Source organism: Arthrobacter sp. 260, assembly GCF_013116745.1.
Taxonomy (GTDB): domain Bacteria; phylum Actinomycetota; class Actinomycetes; order Actinomycetales; family Micrococcaceae; genus Arthrobacter_D.
The window spans coordinates 133708-152507 of the sequence record NZ_JABFOE010000005.1; the positions used below are offsets into that span (position 1 = coordinate 133708).

Annotated in this window: 22 protein-coding genes; 8 read left to right on the forward strand and 14 right to left on the reverse strand. The window is 61.9% G+C overall.

Features of this window, described 5'->3' with window-relative positions; genetic code table 11:
* Window positions 1-23: 23 nt before the first annotated feature.
* The 3 genes from HMI57_RS07785 to HMI57_RS07795 are packed head-to-tail and all read right to left on the reverse strand — an operon-like array spanning window position 24 to window position 1697.
* Complete coding sequence (locus HMI57_RS07785; RefSeq protein WP_171585376.1) at window positions 24-413, reverse strand: hypothetical protein; 390 nt, start codon at window positions 411-413, stop codon at window positions 24-26.
* On the reverse strand, window positions 406-987 hold the full coding sequence (locus HMI57_RS07790) for an Asp23/Gls24 family envelope stress response protein (protein WP_171585377.1): 582 nt from the start codon (window positions 985-987) through the stop codon (window positions 406-408). The genes HMI57_RS07785 and HMI57_RS07790 overlap by 8 nt, the downstream gene beginning before the upstream one ends.
* Window positions 978-1697, reverse strand: a complete 720-nt coding sequence (locus tag HMI57_RS07795; protein ID WP_216607239.1) for an RNA polymerase sigma factor — start codon at window positions 1695-1697, stop codon at window positions 978-980. Before HMI57_RS07795 ends, HMI57_RS07790 begins: the two co-directional genes overlap by 10 nt.
* 331 nt (window positions 1698-2028) lie before the next feature.
* On the opposite strand from HMI57_RS07795, the gene HMI57_RS07800 reads away from it, so the two are divergent.
* The 5 genes from HMI57_RS07800 to HMI57_RS07820 all read left to right on the forward strand — a co-directional run bounded on the left by HMI57_RS07800 (window position 2029) and on the right by HMI57_RS07820 (window position 4573).
* Complete coding sequence (locus HMI57_RS07800) at window positions 2029-2544, forward strand: Asp23/Gls24 family envelope stress response protein (protein WP_171585378.1); 516 nt, start codon at window positions 2029-2031, stop codon at window positions 2542-2544.
* A 158-nt stretch (window positions 2545-2702) separates the two neighbouring features.
* Window positions 2703-2885, forward strand: a complete 183-nt coding sequence (locus HMI57_RS07805) for a hypothetical protein (protein WP_171585379.1) — start codon at window positions 2703-2705, stop codon at window positions 2883-2885.
* Window positions 2882-3292, forward strand: coding sequence for an Asp23/Gls24 family envelope stress response protein (locus HMI57_RS07810; RefSeq protein ID WP_171585380.1), 411 nt, complete (start codon window positions 2882-2884; stop codon window positions 3290-3292). Before HMI57_RS07805 ends, HMI57_RS07810 begins: the two co-directional genes overlap by 4 nt.
* On the forward strand, window positions 3289-3855 hold the full coding sequence (locus HMI57_RS07815; protein WP_171585381.1) for a DUF6286 domain-containing protein: 567 nt from the start codon (window positions 3289-3291) through the stop codon (window positions 3853-3855). Before HMI57_RS07810 ends, HMI57_RS07815 begins: the two co-directional genes overlap by 4 nt.
* Before the next feature lie 97 nt (window positions 3856-3952).
* Window positions 3953-4573 carry a hypothetical protein gene (locus tag HMI57_RS07820; RefSeq protein ID WP_171585382.1) on the forward strand — a complete coding sequence of 207 codons (621 nt, stop codon included), beginning with the start codon at window positions 3953-3955 and terminating at the stop codon, window positions 4571-4573.
* Between the two features lie 255 nt (window positions 4574-4828).
* Here HMI57_RS07820 and HMI57_RS07825 read toward each other — a convergent pair whose 3' ends face one another.
* The gene (locus HMI57_RS07825; protein WP_171585383.1) at window positions 4829-5929 is read right to left on the reverse strand and encodes a D-TA family PLP-dependent enzyme; all 1101 of its coding nucleotides are present in this window, start codon (window positions 5927-5929) and stop codon (window positions 4829-4831) included.
* A gap of 224 nt (window positions 5930-6153) precedes the next feature.
* Between HMI57_RS07825 and HMI57_RS07830 the strand changes: the two genes are divergently transcribed.
* Window positions 6154-6825: a dihydrofolate reductase family protein gene (locus tag HMI57_RS07830; RefSeq protein WP_171585384.1), complete on the forward strand. Its 672-nt coding sequence runs from the start codon at window positions 6154-6156 to the stop codon at window positions 6823-6825.
* A 254-nt stretch (window positions 6826-7079) separates the two neighbouring features.
* On the opposite strand, the gene HMI57_RS07835 is transcribed toward HMI57_RS07830, so the two are convergent.
* Window positions 7080-7682: a hypothetical protein gene (locus HMI57_RS07835; RefSeq protein WP_171585385.1), complete on the reverse strand. Its 603-nt coding sequence runs from the start codon at window positions 7680-7682 to the stop codon at window positions 7080-7082.
* Between the two features lie 123 nt (window positions 7683-7805).
* On the opposite strand from HMI57_RS07835, the gene HMI57_RS07840 reads away from it, so the two are divergent.
* Entirely contained in the window at window positions 7806-8150 is a 345-nt protein-coding gene (locus tag HMI57_RS07840) for a DUF1801 domain-containing protein (RefSeq protein WP_171585386.1), read from the forward strand.
* A gap of 673 nt (window positions 8151-8823) precedes the next feature.
* Here the strand turns inward: HMI57_RS07840 and HMI57_RS07850 are convergent.
* From HMI57_RS07850 to HMI57_RS07875, 6 genes are all read right to left on the reverse strand, one after another.
* Window positions 8824-9216, reverse strand: a complete 393-nt coding sequence (locus HMI57_RS07850) for a hypothetical protein (protein WP_171585388.1) — start codon at window positions 9214-9216, stop codon at window positions 8824-8826.
* A 739-nt stretch (window positions 9217-9955) separates the two neighbouring features.
* Entirely contained in the window at window positions 9956-10273 is a 318-nt protein-coding gene (locus HMI57_RS07855; RefSeq protein ID WP_171585389.1) for a hypothetical protein, read from the reverse strand.
* 64 nt (window positions 10274-10337) lie between these two features.
* Window positions 10338-10874, reverse strand: a complete 537-nt coding sequence (locus HMI57_RS07860; RefSeq protein WP_171585390.1) for a hypothetical protein — start codon at window positions 10872-10874, stop codon at window positions 10338-10340.
* Between the two features lie 70 nt (window positions 10875-10944).
* A complete protein-coding gene (locus HMI57_RS07865) occupies window positions 10945-11337 on the reverse strand; it encodes a hypothetical protein (protein ID WP_171585391.1) in 393 nt (130 codons plus the stop codon).
* Window positions 11338-11385: 48 nt separating this feature from the next.
* On the reverse strand, window positions 11386-12408 hold the full coding sequence (locus tag HMI57_RS07870) for an NADPH:quinone reductase (RefSeq protein ID WP_171585476.1): 1023 nt from the start codon (window positions 12406-12408) through the stop codon (window positions 11386-11388).
* A gap of 83 nt (window positions 12409-12491) precedes the next feature.
* The gene (locus HMI57_RS07875; RefSeq protein WP_171585392.1) at window positions 12492-13004 is read right to left on the reverse strand and encodes a hypothetical protein; all 513 of its coding nucleotides are present in this window, start codon (window positions 13002-13004) and stop codon (window positions 12492-12494) included.
* A 55-nt stretch (window positions 13005-13059) separates the two neighbouring features.
* Between HMI57_RS07875 and HMI57_RS07880 the strand changes: the two genes are divergently transcribed.
* Entirely contained in the window at window positions 13060-13578 is a 519-nt protein-coding gene (locus HMI57_RS07880) for a flavin reductase family protein (RefSeq protein ID WP_346655160.1), read from the forward strand.
* 10 nt (window positions 13579-13588) lie between these two features.
* Here HMI57_RS07880 and dnaE read toward each other — a convergent pair whose 3' ends face one another.
* The 3 genes from dnaE to lspA form a co-directional block, all read right to left on the reverse strand.
* A complete protein-coding gene (dnaE, locus tag HMI57_RS07885) occupies window positions 13589-17155 on the reverse strand; it encodes a DNA polymerase III subunit alpha (protein WP_171585393.1) in 3567 nt (1188 codons plus the stop codon).
* 69 nt (window positions 17156-17224) lie between these two features.
* Entirely contained in the window at window positions 17225-18160 is a 936-nt protein-coding gene (locus HMI57_RS07890) for an RluA family pseudouridine synthase (RefSeq protein ID WP_171585394.1), read from the reverse strand.
* The gene (gene lspA, locus HMI57_RS07895; protein ID WP_171585395.1) at window positions 18157-18777 is read right to left on the reverse strand and encodes a signal peptidase II; all 621 of its coding nucleotides are present in this window, start codon (window positions 18775-18777) and stop codon (window positions 18157-18159) included. Before lspA ends, HMI57_RS07890 begins: the two co-directional genes overlap by 4 nt.
* Window positions 18778-18800 lie beyond the last annotated feature (23 nt).

An 18800-nucleotide genomic window follows, 5' to 3' on the forward strand; every position in this document is an offset into this window, starting at 1 on the left:
CACGGCCCGGGAAGTACTGCTACCTACTGGCCCTCGATCGCGAGGATCGTAATGTCGATCTCGCCAGGGGCCAGCCCACTGTCCTGGATTCTACGAGCGATCAGGGCTTGAAGCTGCTCGGCAAGCCCCAGGGCCCGGTGCTCGACATCCGTCGCAATGTCGGCGCTGACGTGGACCCGGTCATCAGCGACTGTGAGAACCAGTCCATCCCGGGTGACGGTCGACGGTGCGCTGGCGGCGGCGCGGGAGCCCGGCTGGGTGGAAGCCACGAGGCTCACCTTGAACTTCCGGATCATACTTTTCACCGTTGGCTCAAGGCGAAGGAGGCCCGGCTGCTCCATCAGCTCTGAGGTGAGTGAGTCGGCAAGCGCATCGAGGTCTGCGACCTGGTCCACGAGAGGCTGATCAGACATCATAAAGATCCTCCACAACAATATCGATCTGTTTCATGATGATTGACGTTTGGGCTTCGACCACTGTCCCCACACGCTCGCGCACCAGCGCCAGGGTCTCCGGGATCTTGACCGTCGAGGACAGGGCAACTGTGAGGGCGATGCGCACTTCTGTCGGGGTGGGACTGTCCAATGCTGGCCCCCGATTGTCGGCATGTATCTCGCAGCGACGGGCCCGGACGCCCGGCAGGGTCGACGCGGCGAACCGAATCAGCGCCACCAGGGCCTGCTCACTGATCTCGATTGCTCCGAGTGAGGTTCTCTTCAGCGGCGTTTTCTTACCACGACGGATTTCGGCCCGCGCGACGAGCATGATCGCTTCCTTGACCCGGCTTCCAGGCTGCAGTTCCGGGTCTATTTTGTCCCGTTCCCTCATGGACTCTGTGACGGCCGCCAGGTGATACAGCGAGTTTCTTGCGCTCTGACAGTCAGCGCACGATTGCTCATGTGCGGTCGGGGGTTCATCGATGGATGCCCAGAACTCGTCGAGTTCACGGCCGCACCCCAGGCGGGAATGGTCATTGTTCATCGCCATGGTTCCATCCCTTCTGCTAAGAATCGTTTCGCCCGGGCTATCCGTCCCCGGACTGTGCTTTCAGGCAGTTGAACGATCGCTGCAATGTCGCGGTAGGAAAACTCGTGAACTTCTTTCAGTAGCCAACACGCCCGCGGTCCCGGGGGTACTGTCTGGAGCAGATCGGACAACGCCCGCATCTGCGCCTGGTTCTCATATTCGCTGGCAGGATCCGCCAGTGGACCCTTACCGATACTAGTCCTGGACTCAGCAGACTCCTGGCCGCTGTCGTTTTCGTCGTGCGGTTGTTCGGGCCTCCGCTTGCGGGTACGGAGCAGGTCGAGGCACTTGTTGGTCGCAGTTCGATACAGCCAGGGGATGAATGCCTGGGGAACTTTCAGGTCGGGCAGCGCCCGCCAGGCACTGATGAAGGTTTCCTGAACCAGGTCTTCAGCCTCTGACCGGTCGTTGAGCATCCGCAGGCATAGCCGGTACAGCCCACCCTGGTACTCGGAAATGAGCCATTCAAAAGCCTCAACATCCCCGTCCTGCGCACGATTGATTATCGTGACTTCATCGATCTCATCCAGGGGCATCCACACCCGAGCATCGGGGTCGCCGTCCTGCTGGAACCCGCCCTGAGAATCACCCATCCCCGGGAACGATTCGTCCCCGGCGTCCTTCCCGGGCTGACGGGGGTGCTCCCGTCCGGGAGCTTTCGTCTCATCCATTTTCACTCTTCCTCGACAACACTATCCATCAACCTCGTCCGAGATTTCCATCCTTCCCGGGGCGAGAACCCGTCGAGATAGACACCAGCATAAGGTAAGCAGCCTGCTGGTCTGGGCACCGGGTTCCACCCGGTATGAAGCACCTTCCGTCGCCAATGGCCCTCCCACGTTTCTGGTCTGAGGGGGTCTAGCCCGTTGAAACTGGTGAATAAATCCGTTGGCCGGTTGCTGAACAAAAAAAGTTTCACATCTCGCGTGAGGAATGAACGGCCGCTGCGTCTTACCTATGTAAACCAGAAGCTATATGCGCCTTTGAGGAGATTAGATTCACATGTCAGACGAACAGAATTCACGTCGCACCGCCGTTGTCCCAGCTACTGGTGAAGAGCAGCAGCGCCGGGCTGACCAGAAGTCGAAGGACGCCGACCGGAAAGAAAATGTTGGGCCTCTTCAGACCGACATGGGCAACACCACCATCACCGAAACGGTGGTTCAGAAGATCGCTGGCATCGCTACCCGCGAGGTACCGGGCGTCTACGCAATGGGCAGCGCCGGCCGCCGGGCATTCAGCAATCTGACCGAACGCATCCCCGGCTCCCAGACCAACGTTAGCGGCGGCGTCAGCGTTGAAAAGGGCGAACGGCAGGCCGCGATCGACCTGACCATCGTCGTCGAGCACGACGCTTCGATTGTCGAGATCAGCCAGATGATCCGGCGGAACGTCATTTCGTCAGTCGAGGACGCCACCGGACTGGAAGTGATCGAGGTCAACATCAACGTTGCTGATGTCCACCTCCCCGAGGATGACCAGGACCAGGACAACTCGAACCACAAAGACCTTCAGTAGGTCCCACAGACGCTGACCGGCGCACCCCCTAGCGCCGGTCAGCCCAGAAGGTGCTGCGCGGAACAACATCCATCTCAGCGGATCCGCGCAGCATCTTCCCACCATCTGCCCTGCGACCCTCATCGCTCGGCTCCATCGCATCAGAAAAGGCAACCACCATGAACACGACAGCCCTTGGCCTCCTCGCAGGTCTCTTCCTGGGACTCGCAGCAGCATTCGGAGGATTCTCTGAATTTCTGATTGTCGCCGCCTTCGGTGCCCTCGGCCTCCTAGCAGCCAGGGTGATCGAAGGAAAGCTTGACCTCAGCGCACTCACCGGCCGATCGAGCTCCCGCAAATGACCGCAACCCAGCACCCACGCAGGATAGTGGGCAGTGAGCACCGCGACTCTGGCGCCCGCGGAACGCTGACCATCTCCGAGAAGGCCATCGAGAAGATCGCGGGGCAGGCCGCGGCGGAGGTTCCTGGTATCCACGGAACCTCCGGTGGCTTCCTGGGCCTCGGATCCCACAGTGATGAAGACGCCCGGCCGAAGGTCAAAGTGCAGCTGAGCGGTCGCATTGCCGCACTGCACATTAGTGCTGGGGTGAAGTACCCGGCACCTCTGCGGGTAACCACTGATCGCCTTCGCCAGGCAGTCAAGGACAAGGTGAACGCATCCTGCGGAATCGAGGTCCGCCAGATTGATATCGATGTCCAGACACTTGTCAGTGCCGCCACCACCCCGGGAAGAAGAGACCTCCTATGAGTAAGAAGCCCGTCTCACAGTCGCTACGGCGGAGATCCAGCAGGGCGCTCCCCGCTGCGATCGCCGCGCTGGTGCTCCTTACCGCCGCAGCGCTCGCAATCTGGGGATCCGTTGCCTATCTGACCACCGGCATGTGGCCGGCATTCCTTTCAGGACCCAACGATCTGGCGGCCTCCCTTAACTGGAACGCACCCATCGTCTGGGTGGCCTCAGGGGTGGCGCTCCTCCTCGGAGTGGTCCTGCTCCTCGCGTCCCTCCTCCCCGGGAAGCACACGTCCATCCGGATTGGCGGCACCCAGGAGACCAACCATGCCCTGTCTGAATCGGTGATCAGCCGCCAGGGACTGGCCAGGTTGACCGGTGCCCTTGTTGATCAAACCGACGGCATCAGATCGAGTTCAGTGGCGGCGACGGCCCGCGTAGTCAAGGTCAATGCCAGGAGCACCCTCCATGATGCCGGAACTCTGTCGACTGAGCTGAAGGCGATGTTGACGCAGGAGTTCCAATCAATGGGTCTCACCCCGGTTCCCCGGGTCCGCGTTAACGTCCGTCCCTCCGCCTAACCACCGACTCCACCGTCCCAGCTGAAAACCGATTGATCGGGCTTCGGCACGTCGCGCTCCGCCACGGAGATGCACACTACAGAGATAAGGAACCAAAATGAGGGAAACAGCCGGCACGCTCAACAGGACCTGGTTGGCCATCATTGCACTGCTGATGATTTTGGCAGGGACAGCGGGAATACTGCTTTCGAGTGGCCTCGCGGGTTCGCTAGCGGAATCCTCCGGGATCGGAATCTCCCCGGTCGGCCCCAACGAGCAGGTCTTCCCCGTTGCGCCGGGCGAGGTGCTAAACACTCCCCTGGCGGCCATTATTGTCACGGTAGTGGCTGCACTGGTGGGTCTTCTCGCCTTGGCGTGGCTCAGCGCACAGGTGCCCAAGCGCCATCAGGGAGATACCTTTCGACTCCACGGAAAGCAAGGATCGGATGGCTACACGCTGTGCGACCCCAGGGTGCTCGCCTCTGCCGTTGAATCGGAAACAGAAGCGCTACTGGGCGTCGCTTCGGCTTCCGCGATCCTTCGCGGCAGTGCCAACGAACCGGAATTGAACCTCGACATCAAGATGGATGATCGGGCGAAAGTACAGCAGGTGATCGAAAGCGTGCACCGACAGATTGCACCAAATCTGGAATCCGCTCTTGAGGTTCCGTTGCGAAAGGTCGCGGTCCTTTTGAACGTCACGCGTCGTCCGTCGAGCGATAAAACTGCAGTGATCTGACAACTATCAATAAGGTATGCCACGCCGTTGGATCGGCTTGTCGTGCCTAAACTTCACAGACTGCCTGAAGGGTGACCGATTAATATGAGGAACAAACTACTGACCGTCCTGCTCACCGCCATTGCCGGCTGGATCAAGGGACGGTCTTCCCGCCCCACCAAGTCGGGTCGGTCAAAGAGACGATAAACCACGGACCGCTGGGCTCGGGCGCAAGCTCGAGGCCAGCGGACCATGCTGGCGTCCTCCGGCTGATGGCTACTTGTTCTTGCCGCGGGCGTCGACGCTCCAGCGGGCGACAGCTGTGCCGTCACTGACTACAGTGGCCTCATCGACAAGGTTCATCGTCAGGCACACATGGTTTGGGATTACCCGTAGACGTGTTCCCAGCGCTGGAAGCTCACTGTCATCTGGCCAGATCACGGTGGCGTGGTGCTCCGACAGCGCACTGATGCGGGCTCCGGGGTGGTCCAGGAGGCGCCCGAACCCACTCGCCCAGGCCGGACGGTCGCTGCCGATGATCTTGCTTCCCGCATCCAGGACACACCGGCGCGGCGTTGACCCCTCACCCTCATGGCGGCTGACAACGGTCGCCGCTACGGTGAGCGCGATCTCGTCGAGGGTGCAACGCCCAAGTTCCAACTGCTGAGCATCGCCAAAGACATAGACACCCGGCCGAACCTCGTTTGCCGCTGACCGTCCGGCGAGCGCTGCCGTGGGTGTGGATCCTCCGCTGATCCGGGAAATGTCGAATCCTGCACGGCGAAGAAGGCTAACTGCCTCCTGAAGAGCTAGATGCTCCTGTTCTGCTGCTTTCACCGGCATCCCCGGAGCGTAGCTGTGACCAGGGAAGGTGAAGACCCCTGACACCCGCAGACCCGCAGCAGTAGCCGACTCCGCCACCTCGACAGCGTGTGATGGTCTGACACCACTGCGATGGTGACCACTGTCGATCTCCACCATGACCTCTATGCTGCCGGTCAGGTTCGAAAGTGCCGCACCCATTGCCTGGGCGGCCTCCACCGAATCTGTACCAACAGCGACCCGTGCCACGGAGCCTAGCTGGGCCAGTCTGCGAGCATGATGCGGTGTCACCCACAGGGGATACGCGATAAAGACATCCCTGGCGCCATGCTGCACAAAAACCTCAGCCTCCCCGATGGTCGCCACCGTCAATCCAACCGCTCCCGCCGCCAGTTGCAGCGAGGCGATCTCCGGCATCTTGTGAGTTTTCACATGCGGTCGAAGGTCAATCCCCTTGGCCAGCACAGCGGTCGCCATTCGGTCGATGTTTCGCCCCAGGATGTCCCGGTCAATCAGAACCTCCGGGGTCTGAACGTCAGCTGGCACAGCACTCATTGTTCCTCTTCCGTTGTTCCTTTTCCTGGGACCCGGTTCATTCGGTCTCGATCGTAGCGGTCCCTAAGCCGAGCACCCACTGATGCAGCCTCTCCCCACACCGATTCATCTTGCTTGCGGCATATCGGCGGACTGCGCTACCGTCGGCGCAACAATTCCAGTGAACCGGCCAGGCTGACCGCAGTCCCCGTTCAGCGCCGACCGCCTTCATACCAGGAGCAGCCATGTCACTTGTTCGCGTACACAACTTCTCCATCTCACTCGATGGATTCGGCACCGGGGAAGGACAACAGCTCGACGCTCCGTTCGGACACGCCGGAACGCGCTTGCTTGAGTGGGCTTTCCCAACGCGCACCTTTCAGGCGTTGGGCTTCCACGGCAAGGAGGAGGGCTCAGACGGGATCGATGAAGCTTTCGCCAGCAGCTGGGCCTCGGAGATTGGCGTAGAGGTGATGGGGCGTAACAAGTTCGCACCCCTGCGCGGGCCTTGGATCGACGAGGAGTGGAAGGGATGGTGGGGAGATGACCCGCCATTCCACACCCCGGTGATCGTCCTCACCCATCACCCGCGCCCCGAGCTGACCATGAACGGCGGCACCACTTTCCACTTCATGGACGCCAAACCCGCCGAAGTGTTCGAACGGGCGCGGGCCCTCGCCGGTGGTCAGGACGTGCGAATCGGTGGCGGGGTGTCCACCGTCCGCCAGTTCCTCGCAGCGGACCTGATCGACCACATGCATCTCGTTGTTGTCCCAATCGTGCTTGGCCGTGGCGAGCGGTTGTGGGACGGCCTGGAAGGCGTCGAAGAGCGCTTCGGTATCGAAGCCGCTTCCTCCCCCAGCGGGGTGATTCATCTGACCTTTAATCGACGGGAGCGTGCCGGAAAAGAGCAATAGGACGATAACCCTCGTTTCAAGGCAATGCTAGCCTCGTAGACACACGGTCAGATATATAGGCAAATAATGGGGGTATCGGATGATGTATGCGGGGATAATCGGAATTCTCTACATCCTGATAGTGGCAATATTCGCAATCCTGGCGATCTATGCCTTGGTGCTGGTGATAATCTTCCTTCGTCTTCGTATCGACGAAATCCGAGCCGGGCGGAGTGCCGGGCCAATCAATTGATTGGTCCTTGAATGTTCTGCAATCAGTCCTGCAGGACCATAAAGGTGAACCAGGTTTCGACGTCGCTACACGTGTCCGGGATATCGATCTCGTTTGGCGGCAGATCTCCTCCACCAAACACCAGTGTCGCGCCGGCGGGGTAGGTTATCCCGTCGAACGTCAATTGACCATTTGCCCAACCCGGTTCAGACTCGGCACGGAACAGAGGCAGCAGCTCTTGCCCGTCAGGGAGGCGAATCAGGAGGCATCCCTCCTTTTCCACTAACTTTCCGGTCGTTGCCCCCGCGGGCCCAGAGGGCTCCGGGGAGCTGAATGTGACGACGCTGGCCCGCCCGAGTTCTTTCTCCCCCGCAGGGACTTCCGCTGCTGAGGTTTCATCGGGGGCTGCGGGACTCGTCGTCGAATCCTCAACAGCTGCGATCTCCGCATCCGGTGGCGTCGCGGCGGCTTTCGTTTCCGGATGCGAAGCTGACGAAAACGAAGTAGCTGTCGATTCCGGTGGCGACGCCTCATCAACCTCAGCGCCACACCCTGATAAAACGATCAGCCCGATCAGTGCTCCAGCGAACTGCGCCCGACGCCGATATCGGCATGATGATAAAGCATTTTCCAAGATTTCCCCCACCTTGATCTTTTGGTCGCGATGTTCAAAGGGTACGCCTGCTTCTTCGGCTGGCTGAAGGAACCATTGATTGTTATCCAGTCGTTAGAGATGTCCGTGGATAGGAGGCTGCGCTATGCTCGCGTTATGGCTGAAAAAGCGAAAAGCATCGAAGAATATCTCAATGCGCTCGACCCTGAATACCGGACTGAACTCGAACGGATCCGCACCCTGGTGCAGCAGCTCGTACCGGGTACCGAAGAGGCAATAAGCTACGGCATGCCGACGCTCAAGTACAAGAATCGGGCGCTGGTATATTTCACAGCGTCCAAGAAACACATGAGCTTCTACCCGTCCTCATGGGCAATCGACGAGTTGAGGGACCAGCTCCAGCACTACAAGACCACCGAACACGCAATCGCCCATCCAAGGATCGGCCGGATTAGATGGGAGTCCAGGATTCGGCCGATGTGTCCCATTCCCGGATCGTAGTCGTATCCGGTTATAAACCTGGTTCCACCATCAGTCGGAACATAGCGCCAATAGCCTGAGCCCTTTCTGATGGGTGATAAGGGGTTCGCGGTAGAGAATTTCAGCACCGACGTTGCCTGCCCATCAGCCCGGAACCGGTGTCCCAAGGAAACACCAATACCTGTGATCGCGTAAAAGGGAAGATTGAACCCGTACCGGAAATGCGTGACCTCTTGGTCGCCGGTGCTGACCGGGACGATGCTAGAAAATCGCAGATCCCACCGGGGATGCTGTTCCGGGTTTTGGCTAAGATCCCACACTTCCTCGAGGGATGCACCGATTTGGGTCTCGACGTAAATCTGCTTTCGATCTGCGGCAGCTACCTTCTTCTTCCCCATTGTCCCCATTTCGGTAGCTTACTGGGCAAGTCAAACTCTTCGGCCCTATAGGTCTGGCAGGTGGAAGCCGGCACAACGATCCCGTTTCCTTTACGGTCCGTTTTCGCCGCCGTAAGCCGGTCCCCACCGCCACGACTTGTCCTGTGGACTTGTGCGTGGCCTTACGGAACGAAGGAGGATTATCTGCTGGTCCTTTCGCTCCTCTGTGAGCATCCCGAAAGCGCAACACATGGATGGGCTTCCTACTGCCATCTGCGCGGAAGTTCGATTAATCCGCTGTTTCACCAAAGCTCGTCCTAGTCCTCCTTCGAGCCAAGCCCGAATCGATAGGTGGAGCCCACGAGAGCTAACGCGATGAACAAAGGTGCTACGACTGCTACGACGGGGATGCCAACCAGCGAAGTGCCGGTCACATCCCCTCGCGTCGAATCGTGAAAGGCGAGGATCAACGACAGGGACATGGTTCCTATGACAAGGCCCCTGTTGAGCATGGGGGCAAAGGATCGACTCAAGACAATAACCGTCGCTGCCAAACCGGCGTACTCCCATGCCTGACCATAGGAATGCCAGAGACCGTCACGCACAGTTCCCCCAAGCCAGGCGAACCACAGGAACAACGACAAATGGGTGAGGATCCACAGCATCACAACCGCAGTAGCCTGCGCCACCAACCGCTGCGGAACGTTCAACCGATCCCACCACTCAACCACAATGGCTCACTCCGTCCGTCACTAGAATGCTCTGTCGTCCTGGCAGATGGCTCAGATACCCCGCTCGGCTGTGATTCAACTTCATCCTTGCCTAGCGTCGCTGATCATCCGACGATCCGTAGGGGGATCTCCACCGCGAAACCTGTCCATGCATTCCTATGGAGGGGTCTGCATCAAGCGCGGCGAGCCAACTATTTGGTTTGACTTGTCCGGCATTGCCAAGCCTTCTCAATTTGGCCACCAGCTGGGTCCAGGGGGTCGTTCTTCGACTAATCTGTCTCACGTTCGCCTCAGGGCCGCTTACGGTCTCCCATATTCAATGCATTCTCGGTCCCAATAATCTCGTGCGCGTCCAAGATGCCCCGCCTCACTCCCGACGCTATTACGTCTCTCAAAAGAAAAGGAAAACAGCGGCGAGAACAATAACAGAGACAAATCCCCAAATATCCATTAGCCCACCCTACCCAGAGAACCAGTGTCGACGTGCTTGACCGCTAGCGGATCCCTCAACCGAACCGACCTACATGATCCGAGTGTCTTCAGGCAAAGAATCCTGATCAGTGGACCCGTAGGATCCATAAAACTCCCTTACGAAAAGACTGGCCGACGGACCTGAAAGCTTAGCGACCCGTGGTCGAACAAGGTTCCGGGGAGTACCTTTATGGCGTGGAGACGCGCGAATCTAAGACCGTCGTCGTTCCCGGATCCCCACCGCAAGTCACTTTCGCAGTGGCGACCGAAGAGATCGCAGGACCAGCTTCGCCTGGTCCCGGACCCGATTGCCGTTGTAGATGATGAAGTCCTTCCCAGCATGGACCCCTGGTTTACCGGCACAGGCCACCGTCCTTTGGTGCAGAGCCTCAAGCTGCTGAACGGTCACAGGGAGAGGCCGTTCGTGGGGGTGCTGCCGGGCACCCAAAGGAAAGTCCCGTCCTGCATCCATTGTCAGTTCGACGTGACCGCCGAGGAGATGACTCACGGGATGGGTGTCCGAGAATTCCACCAGCGTTCCAATCGTGGCAAGAAACGCGTCCATGTCACGGACGTAGAGCCGCCCCGGATAGATGGTGTCACCAGTGAAAAGACTTGCGGTCCACTGGTCATAGAAACGTGATCGACGCTTCCTGGTGACCAGGGGAAGGGATCAGCACCAGCTCCCGACCGCCCAGATTCACCGATGCTGTCTGTGAGGGCCACTTGGTGAACCCGAAATGCTCAATGACGTCATCCAGGTCACTCCCCACGACTGTCGTGTCCGGCCGATCCAGAAACTCCTTGTCGCCGGCGGTGTGATCGCCATGCCCATGGGAATGCGCAACGATCAGCCCGTATGCCTTACGCGGATGCTCCGTTAGCCATTCAGCGATCAGCCGCTCGACGACGGCGCGCAGGGGCCACTTCAGGGGGTCCCGCGTCGCACCCGTATCGATGAGGAATGCGGTGGAGTTGCCAAACAGCAGATAGACAAACGGCCCTTCGGGGCTGGTGCGAAGGCTCTGCCGGATGATGTAGGTGTGTTGCTCCAACCGGTGAACCTGATAGCTCGGTTCATCGACGTCTGTTCCGTCGATCCAGCGGACGTTGGCGTCCACCGTGGTGGGAGCCGCAGTGACAAAATCTATTTCGTCGTTTGTCATGGCAGCACCCTAATCCATGAGGAAGCTGGCGGGTTAGCTTTGGCAGGCTGACCGTAATCAACAAGCAGTTTTACGGCTGTGGATCGATTCGCTGCCCGAACCGTGGCGGCTCGATCATCGGATCGTCTGGCGAGCGGCCGTTGACTGGTTCTTCCCGCCGCAAACGTTGGGTCAGCTGGTCGTGTGAGGTCCCGCCTGGGTCCGGGCGTACGGGGCTTGGGTCGGCGTCGTCGGCCGTGTCGTCGTCGTGCGAGGGAAGGAGAATAGTGAAGAGGAAGGCGACCGCGAAGGCCACCAGTCCTGCGCGCAAACCGACGTCACTGCGCAGGACGTTGTCTGTCCCGCCGGAGGTCACCACTGCAGCGACGATTCCAACGAAAAGGCCAACACCGGCACCGAGGGCCAGACCGCGTCCGACCCGGAGAAGAAGCCGACGAAAAATGTCGTGATGCTCAAATTTCATAGCCCACTTCTCCGGGTATCGGGACACCGTCAGATGGACGTGTGGTACCTAGGCGGTCTCGTCCGCCACCCGGATGAGGACCTTGCCGGTGACACCGCTTTCGACGGCGTCGTGCGCAGCGGCAGTCTCCTCCAGGGGGAACCAGTGCAGCGGAAGTCCGGCGGACTCCCCCACGGGCAAAGCCCCGTCGCGCAGGGCTGCGGTGATGTCCTCGGCGGCGGCGAGCAGCGGCTCGGTCCCTACCGTGTAGAGGAGCAGTCCCTGCCAGCGGACGTTCTTCGCAAAACTCGCGATGATCGGTGCCGTGAAATCGTCACCATTATTGTTCGCGTAGTAGGCGATGCTGCCATGGTTGGCCAGCACCTCAACGTCGAGCGCAGCGTTCTGGGCGGGAGCCACCTCGACCACCTGGTGGACGCCGTCGGGAGCGATCTCGCGGATCCGGTCAGCGAGGGCGTCATCGGGATACTGGACCACGTGGTGTGCACCGGCAGCGCGGGCCAGTTCGGCCTTCGCCTCGCTGCTGACGGTCGCGATCACTGTGGCGCCAGCCCAGACGGCAAGCTGAATCGCTGCATGTCCGACGGCCCCCGCTCCACCCTGCACGAGAACCACCCGACCGGTCAGCGCTTCGGGCGCAAGACGTGCTGGCCCCTGCTCGTGGACGGTGAGCGCACGGTGCGCCGTCATCGCGGGGACGCCAAGGCTGGCGGCCACGTCAAAGTCGATACCCTCAGGCAGTGCCACTACCCGGTCCGCGGGAAGGACAGCGAACTCCTGCGCCGTTCCGGTGGGACGGCCATGCGCAGCCAGGTACACCCAGACCCTGTCGCCGACCGCCAGGCCGGTCACGCCGTCGCCGAGCGATTCGATGACGCCGGCACCGTCCTGGTTGGGGACTACCTCGTCAAAGGCGAGGTCCCCCTCGGAGCGGGCCTTCCAATCGGTGGGATTGACGCCGGAAGCGGCGATGCGGACCCGGACTTCGCCGGGGCCGGGGGCAGCTGCTTCGCGCTCGACGAGGGACAGGACTGAAGATGCTCCGGTGACGGAGTAAACGATTGCTTTCATATTCAGGCCAACCGGCTCTGTCATCGGCCTATTCCCTGCGGACCGTGCGCCCGGTCCTGGGACCCACCGTTTGGGACGTGGTGCTAGCCGCGGCGTTTGCCCCAGGCCAGATCGATCAGGGCTGAAATGAACACAACCAGCGCCGCGGCTGCTGGCCAGATGGCGGCGGCACCCAGGGAATGCAGGACAAAGTCAGGTTCGGCACCGAGCATCATGCCCAGCCATTGGCCGACGACGACGGCGAGCACCGACCCCACCAGCGATCCGCCCACCGCCGCAACGATCCGCTGCCAGGCGCCGGGTAGCTCCATCCGCTGCACCAGGAGCCAGCCCACCACGATCCCGACCACCAACTGGAGCCCGGCAAGGGTAAGGTCCCCCACCAGGGGCGCCTCCTCAGGGGCAGGGTCACCATAGAGGCCGCCCCCGGGTGCAGCAAACCACCACACCACGCCCATCAGCAGGCCCAGGCCAGCCATGGCGCTGGCCCACCAGACCAGAGACGTCGGCGGAACTCCGGTGTCCTTGGTGGCCACTGAGTAAACGGGAGGTGGGTAGCTGCCGGGTTGCTCGGCGTCGGGACTGGTGGGGCGCATGACTTATACATTAACAAAGTTATGCGGCACCAGTACCTCACCTAGGGTGGGGTGCGTGACTCAACAAGCCCCCGCCGACCAGCCAATCCCCGACCCGGCAGCAGCCTTCCGTGACGCTTTCCGCCGCCATCCGGCGGGAGTCACGATCATCACCGCTGTCTATGAGGGTAAACCGTTCGGGTTCACCGCTACCTCGGTATCTTCCCTCTCCGCCGACCCGCCACGGTTCAGTTTCAACATGGCCCGCACCTCCTCGTCCTGGCCCGCCATCGCCAATACGAACTACATCGGTGTGCACATGCTGGGGCTCGCCAACCGCGAACTCGCGGATCGGTTTGCGCGCAGCCGCAACCGTTTCGACGGCGACCATTGGAAGCCCGGACCGCACGGCGTGCCCGTGCTGGAGAACGTGGCGGCGCACCTGATCGGCCGGATCAGCATGCGGCTGTCCTTCGAGAACAACGCGGTGGTGGTCGCCGAAGTGGCCTCCGGCGAAGTGGGCGCCCCCGGTGTTCCGCTGCTTTACCACGGCGGATCGTACGGGCAGCCGACAGCTCTCGACTACGAAATCTAGCGCGGCCCGCCTACACGTCCAGGCAGGCGGGCCCCAACAGCACCTTCAAGTCGCCAAAGAGTGACGACGTCGGATTGACCCTCAGCTCGACGCCGAGCCGCATGACCTCGACCTTGCGGTTGCTGTTCAGGCGAATCTGCACTTCGCTGGTACCCGGGTGGGTCCGCAGCACGTCCCGTAGGGCGACAACGGCGGTTTCGGTGGCCTTGTGGTGCGCCATCGAAATAACCACAGGGCCTGAATGGCCCTCGCTGAGGTCCGGAACACTGAGCTCCTGCGCGTTAAGGGTGACGGCGCCGTCGTCGCGCCGTTGCAGCCGGCCGCGCACGACCACGATCAGGTCCTCGGCGAGGACACCGGCGATCGGCCCGTACACCTGCCCAAAGAACATCACTTCCATTGACCCTGCGAGGTCCTCGATCTCGGCGCGCGCGTAGGCGTTGCCGCTGTTCTTCGCGATCCGCCGCTGCAGGGAGGTGATCATGCCGGCGATGGTGACCATCGCGCCGTCGGCGGGGCCCTCATCGCTGATGATCGAGGTGATCGACGAGTCCGCATGCTGGCTCAGGATGCCGTCGAGGCCCTGCAGCGGGTGGTCGGACACGTAGAGCCCGAGCATGTCGCGTTCGAAGGAGAGCTTGTCCTTCTTTTCCCACTCCGGCAGGTCCGGCACCTCGACCGAGAGACCACCGACGGACCCGGGTTCGTCGAACGCGCTGAACAGGTCGAACTGGTTCGCTGCCTCGTTGCGCTTGAGGACAATCACCGAGTCCACGGCTTCCTCATGGATCATGGCGAGGGCACGGCGCGGGTGCTTGAGCGAGTCGAACGACCCGGCCTTGATCAGGGATTCGATGGTCCGCTTGTTGCAGACCACCGCCGGAACCTTCTGCAGGAAGTCGCTGAAGGAAGTGAAGGCACCCTTCTCGGTACGTGCACCCACCATGGCGCCCACCACGTTGGCCCCAACGTTGCGGATGGCGCCCATCCCGAAGCGGATGTCGGTGCCGACCGGGGTGAAGTTCACGCTCGACTCGTTGACGTCCGGTGGCAGGACGGTGATGCCCATCCGGCGGCACTCGTTGAGGTAGATCGCCAGCTTGTCCTTGTCATCGCCCACGCTGGTGAGCAGGGCGGCCATGTACTCGGCCGGGTGGTGGGCCTTGAGGTAGGCGGTCCAGTAGGACACCAGCCCATAGGCGGCGGAGTGGGCCTTGTTGAACGCGTAGTCCGAGAAGGGCAACAGGATGTCCCACAGCGTCTTGATCGCCGCTTCGGAGTATCCGTTGTCCTTCATGCCGTTGGCGAAGCCCTCGTACTGCTTGTCCAGTTCCGACTTCTTCTTCTTGCCCATCGCACGGCGAAGGATGTCGGCACGGCCCAGCGAGTAGCCGGCGACCTTCTGGGCGATAGCCATCACCTGCTCCTGGTACACGATCAGGCCGTAGGTGGTTCCCAGGATCTCGGCAAGCGGCTCCTCCAGCTCCGGGTGGATCGGAGTGACCTCCTGAGCGCCGGTCTTCCGCAGCGCGTAGTTGGTGTGCGAGTTCGCGCCCATGGGTCCCGGCCGGTACAGCGCGATGACGGCTGAGATGTCTTCGAAGTTGTCGGGGCGCATCAGCTTCAGCAGGGCACGCATCGGCCCGCCGTCAAGCTGGAACACACCCAGGGTGTCGCCGCGGGCCAGCAACTCGTAGGAGCCCTGGTCCTCAAGGTCCAGGTCCTCCAGGACCAGATCGATGTCCTTGTTGAGCTTGATGTTCTCCACCGCGTCGGTGATGATCGTCAGGTTCCTCAGGCCAAGGAAGTCCATCTTGATCAGCCCGAGGTTCTCACAGGTCGGGTAATCGAACTGCGTGATGATCTGACCGTCCTGGTCACGGCGCATCAGCGGAATGATGTCGATCAGCGGGTCCGATGACATGATGACGCCGGCCGCGTGGACACCCCACTGGCGTTTCAGGCCCTCCAGGCCCAGAGCGGTTTCGAAGACCTTCGCCGAGTCGGCGTCGGACTTCAGCAGTTCACGCAGCTCCTCGGCTTCGGAGTAGCGCTTCGAGTTCTTGTCGTGCACATCGGTCAGGGCCAGGCCTTTACCCATGACGTCCGGCGGCATCGCCTTGGTGAGTCGCTCCCCCATCGAGAACGGGTACCCCATCACCCGGGAGGAGTCCTTCATGGCCTGCTTCGCCTTGATGGTGCCGTAGGTGACGATCATGGCCACTCGCTCGTCGCCGTACTTCTCGGTGACGTACCGGATCACCTCGGACCGGCGCCGATCATCGAAGTCGACGTCGAAGTCGGGCATTGACACACGCTCGGGGTTGAGGAACCGTTCGAAGATCAGCCCGTGTTGCAGCGGATCGAGGTCGGTGATGCGCATCGCGTAGGCGACCATCGACCCGGCACCGGAGCCACGGCCGGGGCCCACCCGGATGCCGTTGTCCTTGGCCCAGTTGATGAAGTCGGCGACCACCAGGAAGTAGCTGGGGAAGCCCATCTGGGTGATGACGCCAGTCTCATACTCGGCCTGCTTGCGGACAGCGTCGGGAATGCCCGCCGGGTAGCGGTACTGCAACCCGGTCTCGACCTCCTTGACGAACCAGGACTGCTCGCTCTCCCCCTCGGGGACGGGGAAACCGGGCATGTAGTTGGCTTTGGTGTTGAATTCGACGTCGCAGCGCTCGGCGATGAGCAGGGTGTTGTCGCAGGCCTCGGGGTGGTCCCTGAAAATGGAGCGCATTTCAGCGGGCGACTTGAGGTAGAACTCATCGGCGTCGAACTTGAACCGCTTCGGGTCGGCCATCGTGGACCCGGACTGGACACAGAGCAGCGCTGCGTGAGCCTTCGCATCCTCTGCGTGGGTGTAGTGCAGATCGTTGGTAGCCACCATCGGCAGCCCGAGTTCTTTGGCCAGCTTGATCAGGTCCGACTGGACGGCGCGCTCGATGTCCAGCCCATGGTCCATCAGCTCGCAGAAGAAGTTGTCCGCACCGAAGATGTCACGGAAGTCGGACGCCGCCTGCATCGCTTCGCGGTACAGGCCGAGCCGGAGCTTGGTCTGCACCTCCCCCGAGGGGCAGCCGGTGGTGGCGATGAGGCCCTTGCCGTAGGTCTGCAGCAGGTCCCGGTCCATCCGCGGTTTGTACAGGTAGCCTTCCAGGGACGCGAGAGAGGACATCCGGAAGAGGTTGTGCATTCCCTCGGTGGTTTCAGCCCACATGGTCATGTGCGTGTAGGCGCCAGCACCCGAGACGTCGTCGCGGCCGCCACCGCCCCACTTCACCCGGGTCTTGTCCGCACGGGCGGTGCCGGGCGTCAGATAGGCCTCAACACCGATGATCGGCTTGATCCCGGCCGACCGGGCTTTGTCCCAGAAGTCGAAGGCCCCGAAAACGAACCCGTGGTCGGTGGTGGCGAGGGCTTTCATGCCCAGTTCCTCGGTGTGAGAGAACAGATCAGTCAGCCGGGCGGCACCGTCGAGCATTGAGTATTCGGTGTGATTGTGCAGGTGGACGAAGGAATCGTCGCGGGTCGGCTTGGCTGGGGAAGCTTGGGGAGATGCTGTTGAAACCACCCTCCCATTCTAGGCCAGTCCATCTCCCCGCCCGACGGACATGCCGGGTGCGGCAGGAGACGGATCAGCTCACACGTCGCCCGCGGCGAGGGCGTCCAGCGCGTACCGGAGATCATCCGGATAGGGGCTGGTGGCGCTGACCGTCTCCCCCGACACTGGGTGCTCGAACGAGAGCTTCTGGGCGTGGAGCCACTGCCGGGTCAACCCCAGGTGGGCGGCCAGGCTGGGATCGGCGCCGTAGGTCAGGTCCCCAACACAGGGGTGGCGCAGGGCAGAGAAGTGCACCCGGATCTGGTGGGTGCGCCCGGTTTCCAGGTTCACTTCCAGAAGGCTTGCCTTCCCGAACGCCTCCAGCACCGTGTAGTGGGTCCGGGACGGTCGTCCGTCCTCCAGCACGGCGAAGCGCCAGTCGTGGGCCGGGTGCCTGCCGATGGGAGCGTCGATGGTTCCCTCCAGCGGGTCCGGGAGTCCCTGGACCAGGGCGTGATACACCTTTTCCACTGTGCGTTCCTTGAAGGCGCGCTTCAGGACTGTGTAGGCGTGCTCGGTTTTGGCGACCACCATGGCTCCGGAGGTGCCGACGTCCAGGCGGTGGACAATTCCGGCGCGTTCGGTGGCGCCCGACGTCGAAATCCGATAACCGGCTGCCGCGAGGGCGCCGACGACCGTCGGTCCCACCCAACCGGGCGAGGGATGTGCGGCAACCCCGACGGGTTTGTCGATGACCACCAGGTCGTCGTCGTCGTACAGGATGCCCATGCCGTCAACGGTCTCGACGACGACGGCGAGGGGGTCAACGGTGGCAGGGACCCTGATCTGCAGGACCGCCCCGGCGGCCGGCCGATCGGACTTGCCGATCGCCTTACCGTTGCTGGTCACGAAACCGGCCACGCACCAGGCGGCGGCGGCGGACCGGGAGACCCCCGCGACTGCTGCGAGGACCGCGTCGGCGCGGGCGCCACCAAGCTCGGCCGGGACCCGCTCGTCCCGTTCAACGGCGTTCATTTGGTGTCTTCCGGGCCGTCGACGGCCGGTTCGTCGGTGCTGCGTTGACCGTCCAGGCCGATGCCCCGGAGGGTGAGCAAGCAGATGAGGCAGACACCGGTGACGACGGCGGAGTCGGCAATGTTGAAGATGGCGAAGTTGGGGAATGCGATGAAGTCGACCACGTGGCCCTGCCCGAAGGAGGGTTCCCTCAGCAGCCGGTCGGTCAGGTTGCCCACGGCCCCACCGAGCACCAGGCCCAGCGCGACAGCCCATGACCAGGACGCCACCTTGCGGACCTGGGTGATGATGGCGATGGCCACCGCGGCCATGATGATGGTGAACACCCAGGTGTAATCGGTGCCGATGGAGAACGCCGCCCCCGGATTGCGAATGAAGTGCCAGTTCAGGATGGGCGGGAACACCGGCGTGATCTGGCCCTCGGTCATGGTGGAGACCACCCAGATCTTGGTCAGCTGGTCCGCGATATAGATGACTGCGAAACAGGCGATGAAGAGCAGCGCGTATTTAGCTCCAGTGCGCCGCCGGTGGCTGGCGCCTGTCGTCGGAGCGTGGTCGGCCGGTGAAGGTTCGTCGGAGCCGGTGGGGGTGCCGCGCTCGGGTGTCTGGTCTGTCATGGCGCTTTCGTGTGTGGCGCTGG

Coding starts and splice junctions, on each gene's coding strand:
- HMI57_RS07790 (WP_171585377.1), bottom strand. CDS start 987: ATGGCGATGAACAATGACCATTCCCGCCTGGGGTGCGGCCGTGAACTC.
- HMI57_RS07800 (WP_171585378.1), top strand. CDS start 2,029: ATGTCAGACGAACAGAATTCACGTCGCACCGCCGTTGTCCCAGCTACT.
- lspA (WP_171585395.1), bottom strand. CDS start 18,777: ATGACAGACCAGACACCCGAGCGCGGCACCCCCACCGGCTCCGACGAA.
- HMI57_RS07870 (WP_171585476.1), bottom strand. CDS start 12,408: ATGAAAGCAATCGTTTACTCCGTCACCGGAGCATCTTCAGTCCTGTCC.
- HMI57_RS07840 (WP_171585386.1), top strand. CDS start 7,806: ATGGCTGAAAAAGCGAAAAGCATCGAAGAATATCTCAATGCGCTCGAC.
- HMI57_RS07865 (WP_171585391.1), bottom strand. CDS start 11,337: ATGAAATTTGAGCATCACGACATTTTTCGTCGGCTTCTTCTCCGGGTC.
- HMI57_RS07805 (WP_171585379.1), top strand. CDS start 2,703: ATGAACACGACAGCCCTTGGCCTCCTCGCAGGTCTCTTCCTGGGACTC.
- HMI57_RS07795 (WP_216607239.1), bottom strand. CDS start 1,697: ATGGATGAGACGAAAGCTCCCGGACGGGAGCACCCCCGTCAGCCCGGG.
- HMI57_RS07815 (WP_171585381.1), top strand. CDS start 3,289: ATGAGTAAGAAGCCCGTCTCACAGTCGCTACGGCGGAGATCCAGCAGG.
- HMI57_RS07875 (WP_171585392.1), bottom strand. CDS start 13,004: ATGCGCCCCACCAGTCCCGACGCCGAGCAACCCGGCAGCTACCCACCT.
- HMI57_RS07860 (WP_171585390.1), bottom strand. CDS start 10,874: ATGACAAACGACGAAATAGATTTTGTCACTGCGGCTCCCACCACGGTG.
- HMI57_RS07785 (WP_171585376.1), bottom strand. CDS start 413: ATGTCTGATCAGCCTCTCGTGGACCAGGTCGCAGACCTCGATGCGCTT.
- HMI57_RS07890 (WP_171585394.1), bottom strand. CDS start 18,160: ATGAACGCCGTTGAACGGGACGAGCGGGTCCCGGCCGAGCTTGGTGGC.
- HMI57_RS07830 (WP_171585384.1), top strand. CDS start 6,154: ATGTCACTTGTTCGCGTACACAACTTCTCCATCTCACTCGATGGATTC.
- HMI57_RS07825 (WP_171585383.1), bottom strand. CDS start 5,929: ATGAGTGCTGTGCCAGCTGACGTTCAGACCCCGGAGGTTCTGATTGAC.
- HMI57_RS07820 (WP_171585382.1), top strand. CDS start 3,953: ATGAGGGAAACAGCCGGCACGCTCAACAGGACCTGGTTGGCCATCATT.
- HMI57_RS07810 (WP_171585380.1), top strand. CDS start 2,882: ATGACCGCAACCCAGCACCCACGCAGGATAGTGGGCAGTGAGCACCGC.
- HMI57_RS07855 (WP_171585389.1), bottom strand. CDS start 10,273: ATGGACGCGTTTCTTGCCACGATTGGAACGCTGGTGGAATTCTCGGAC.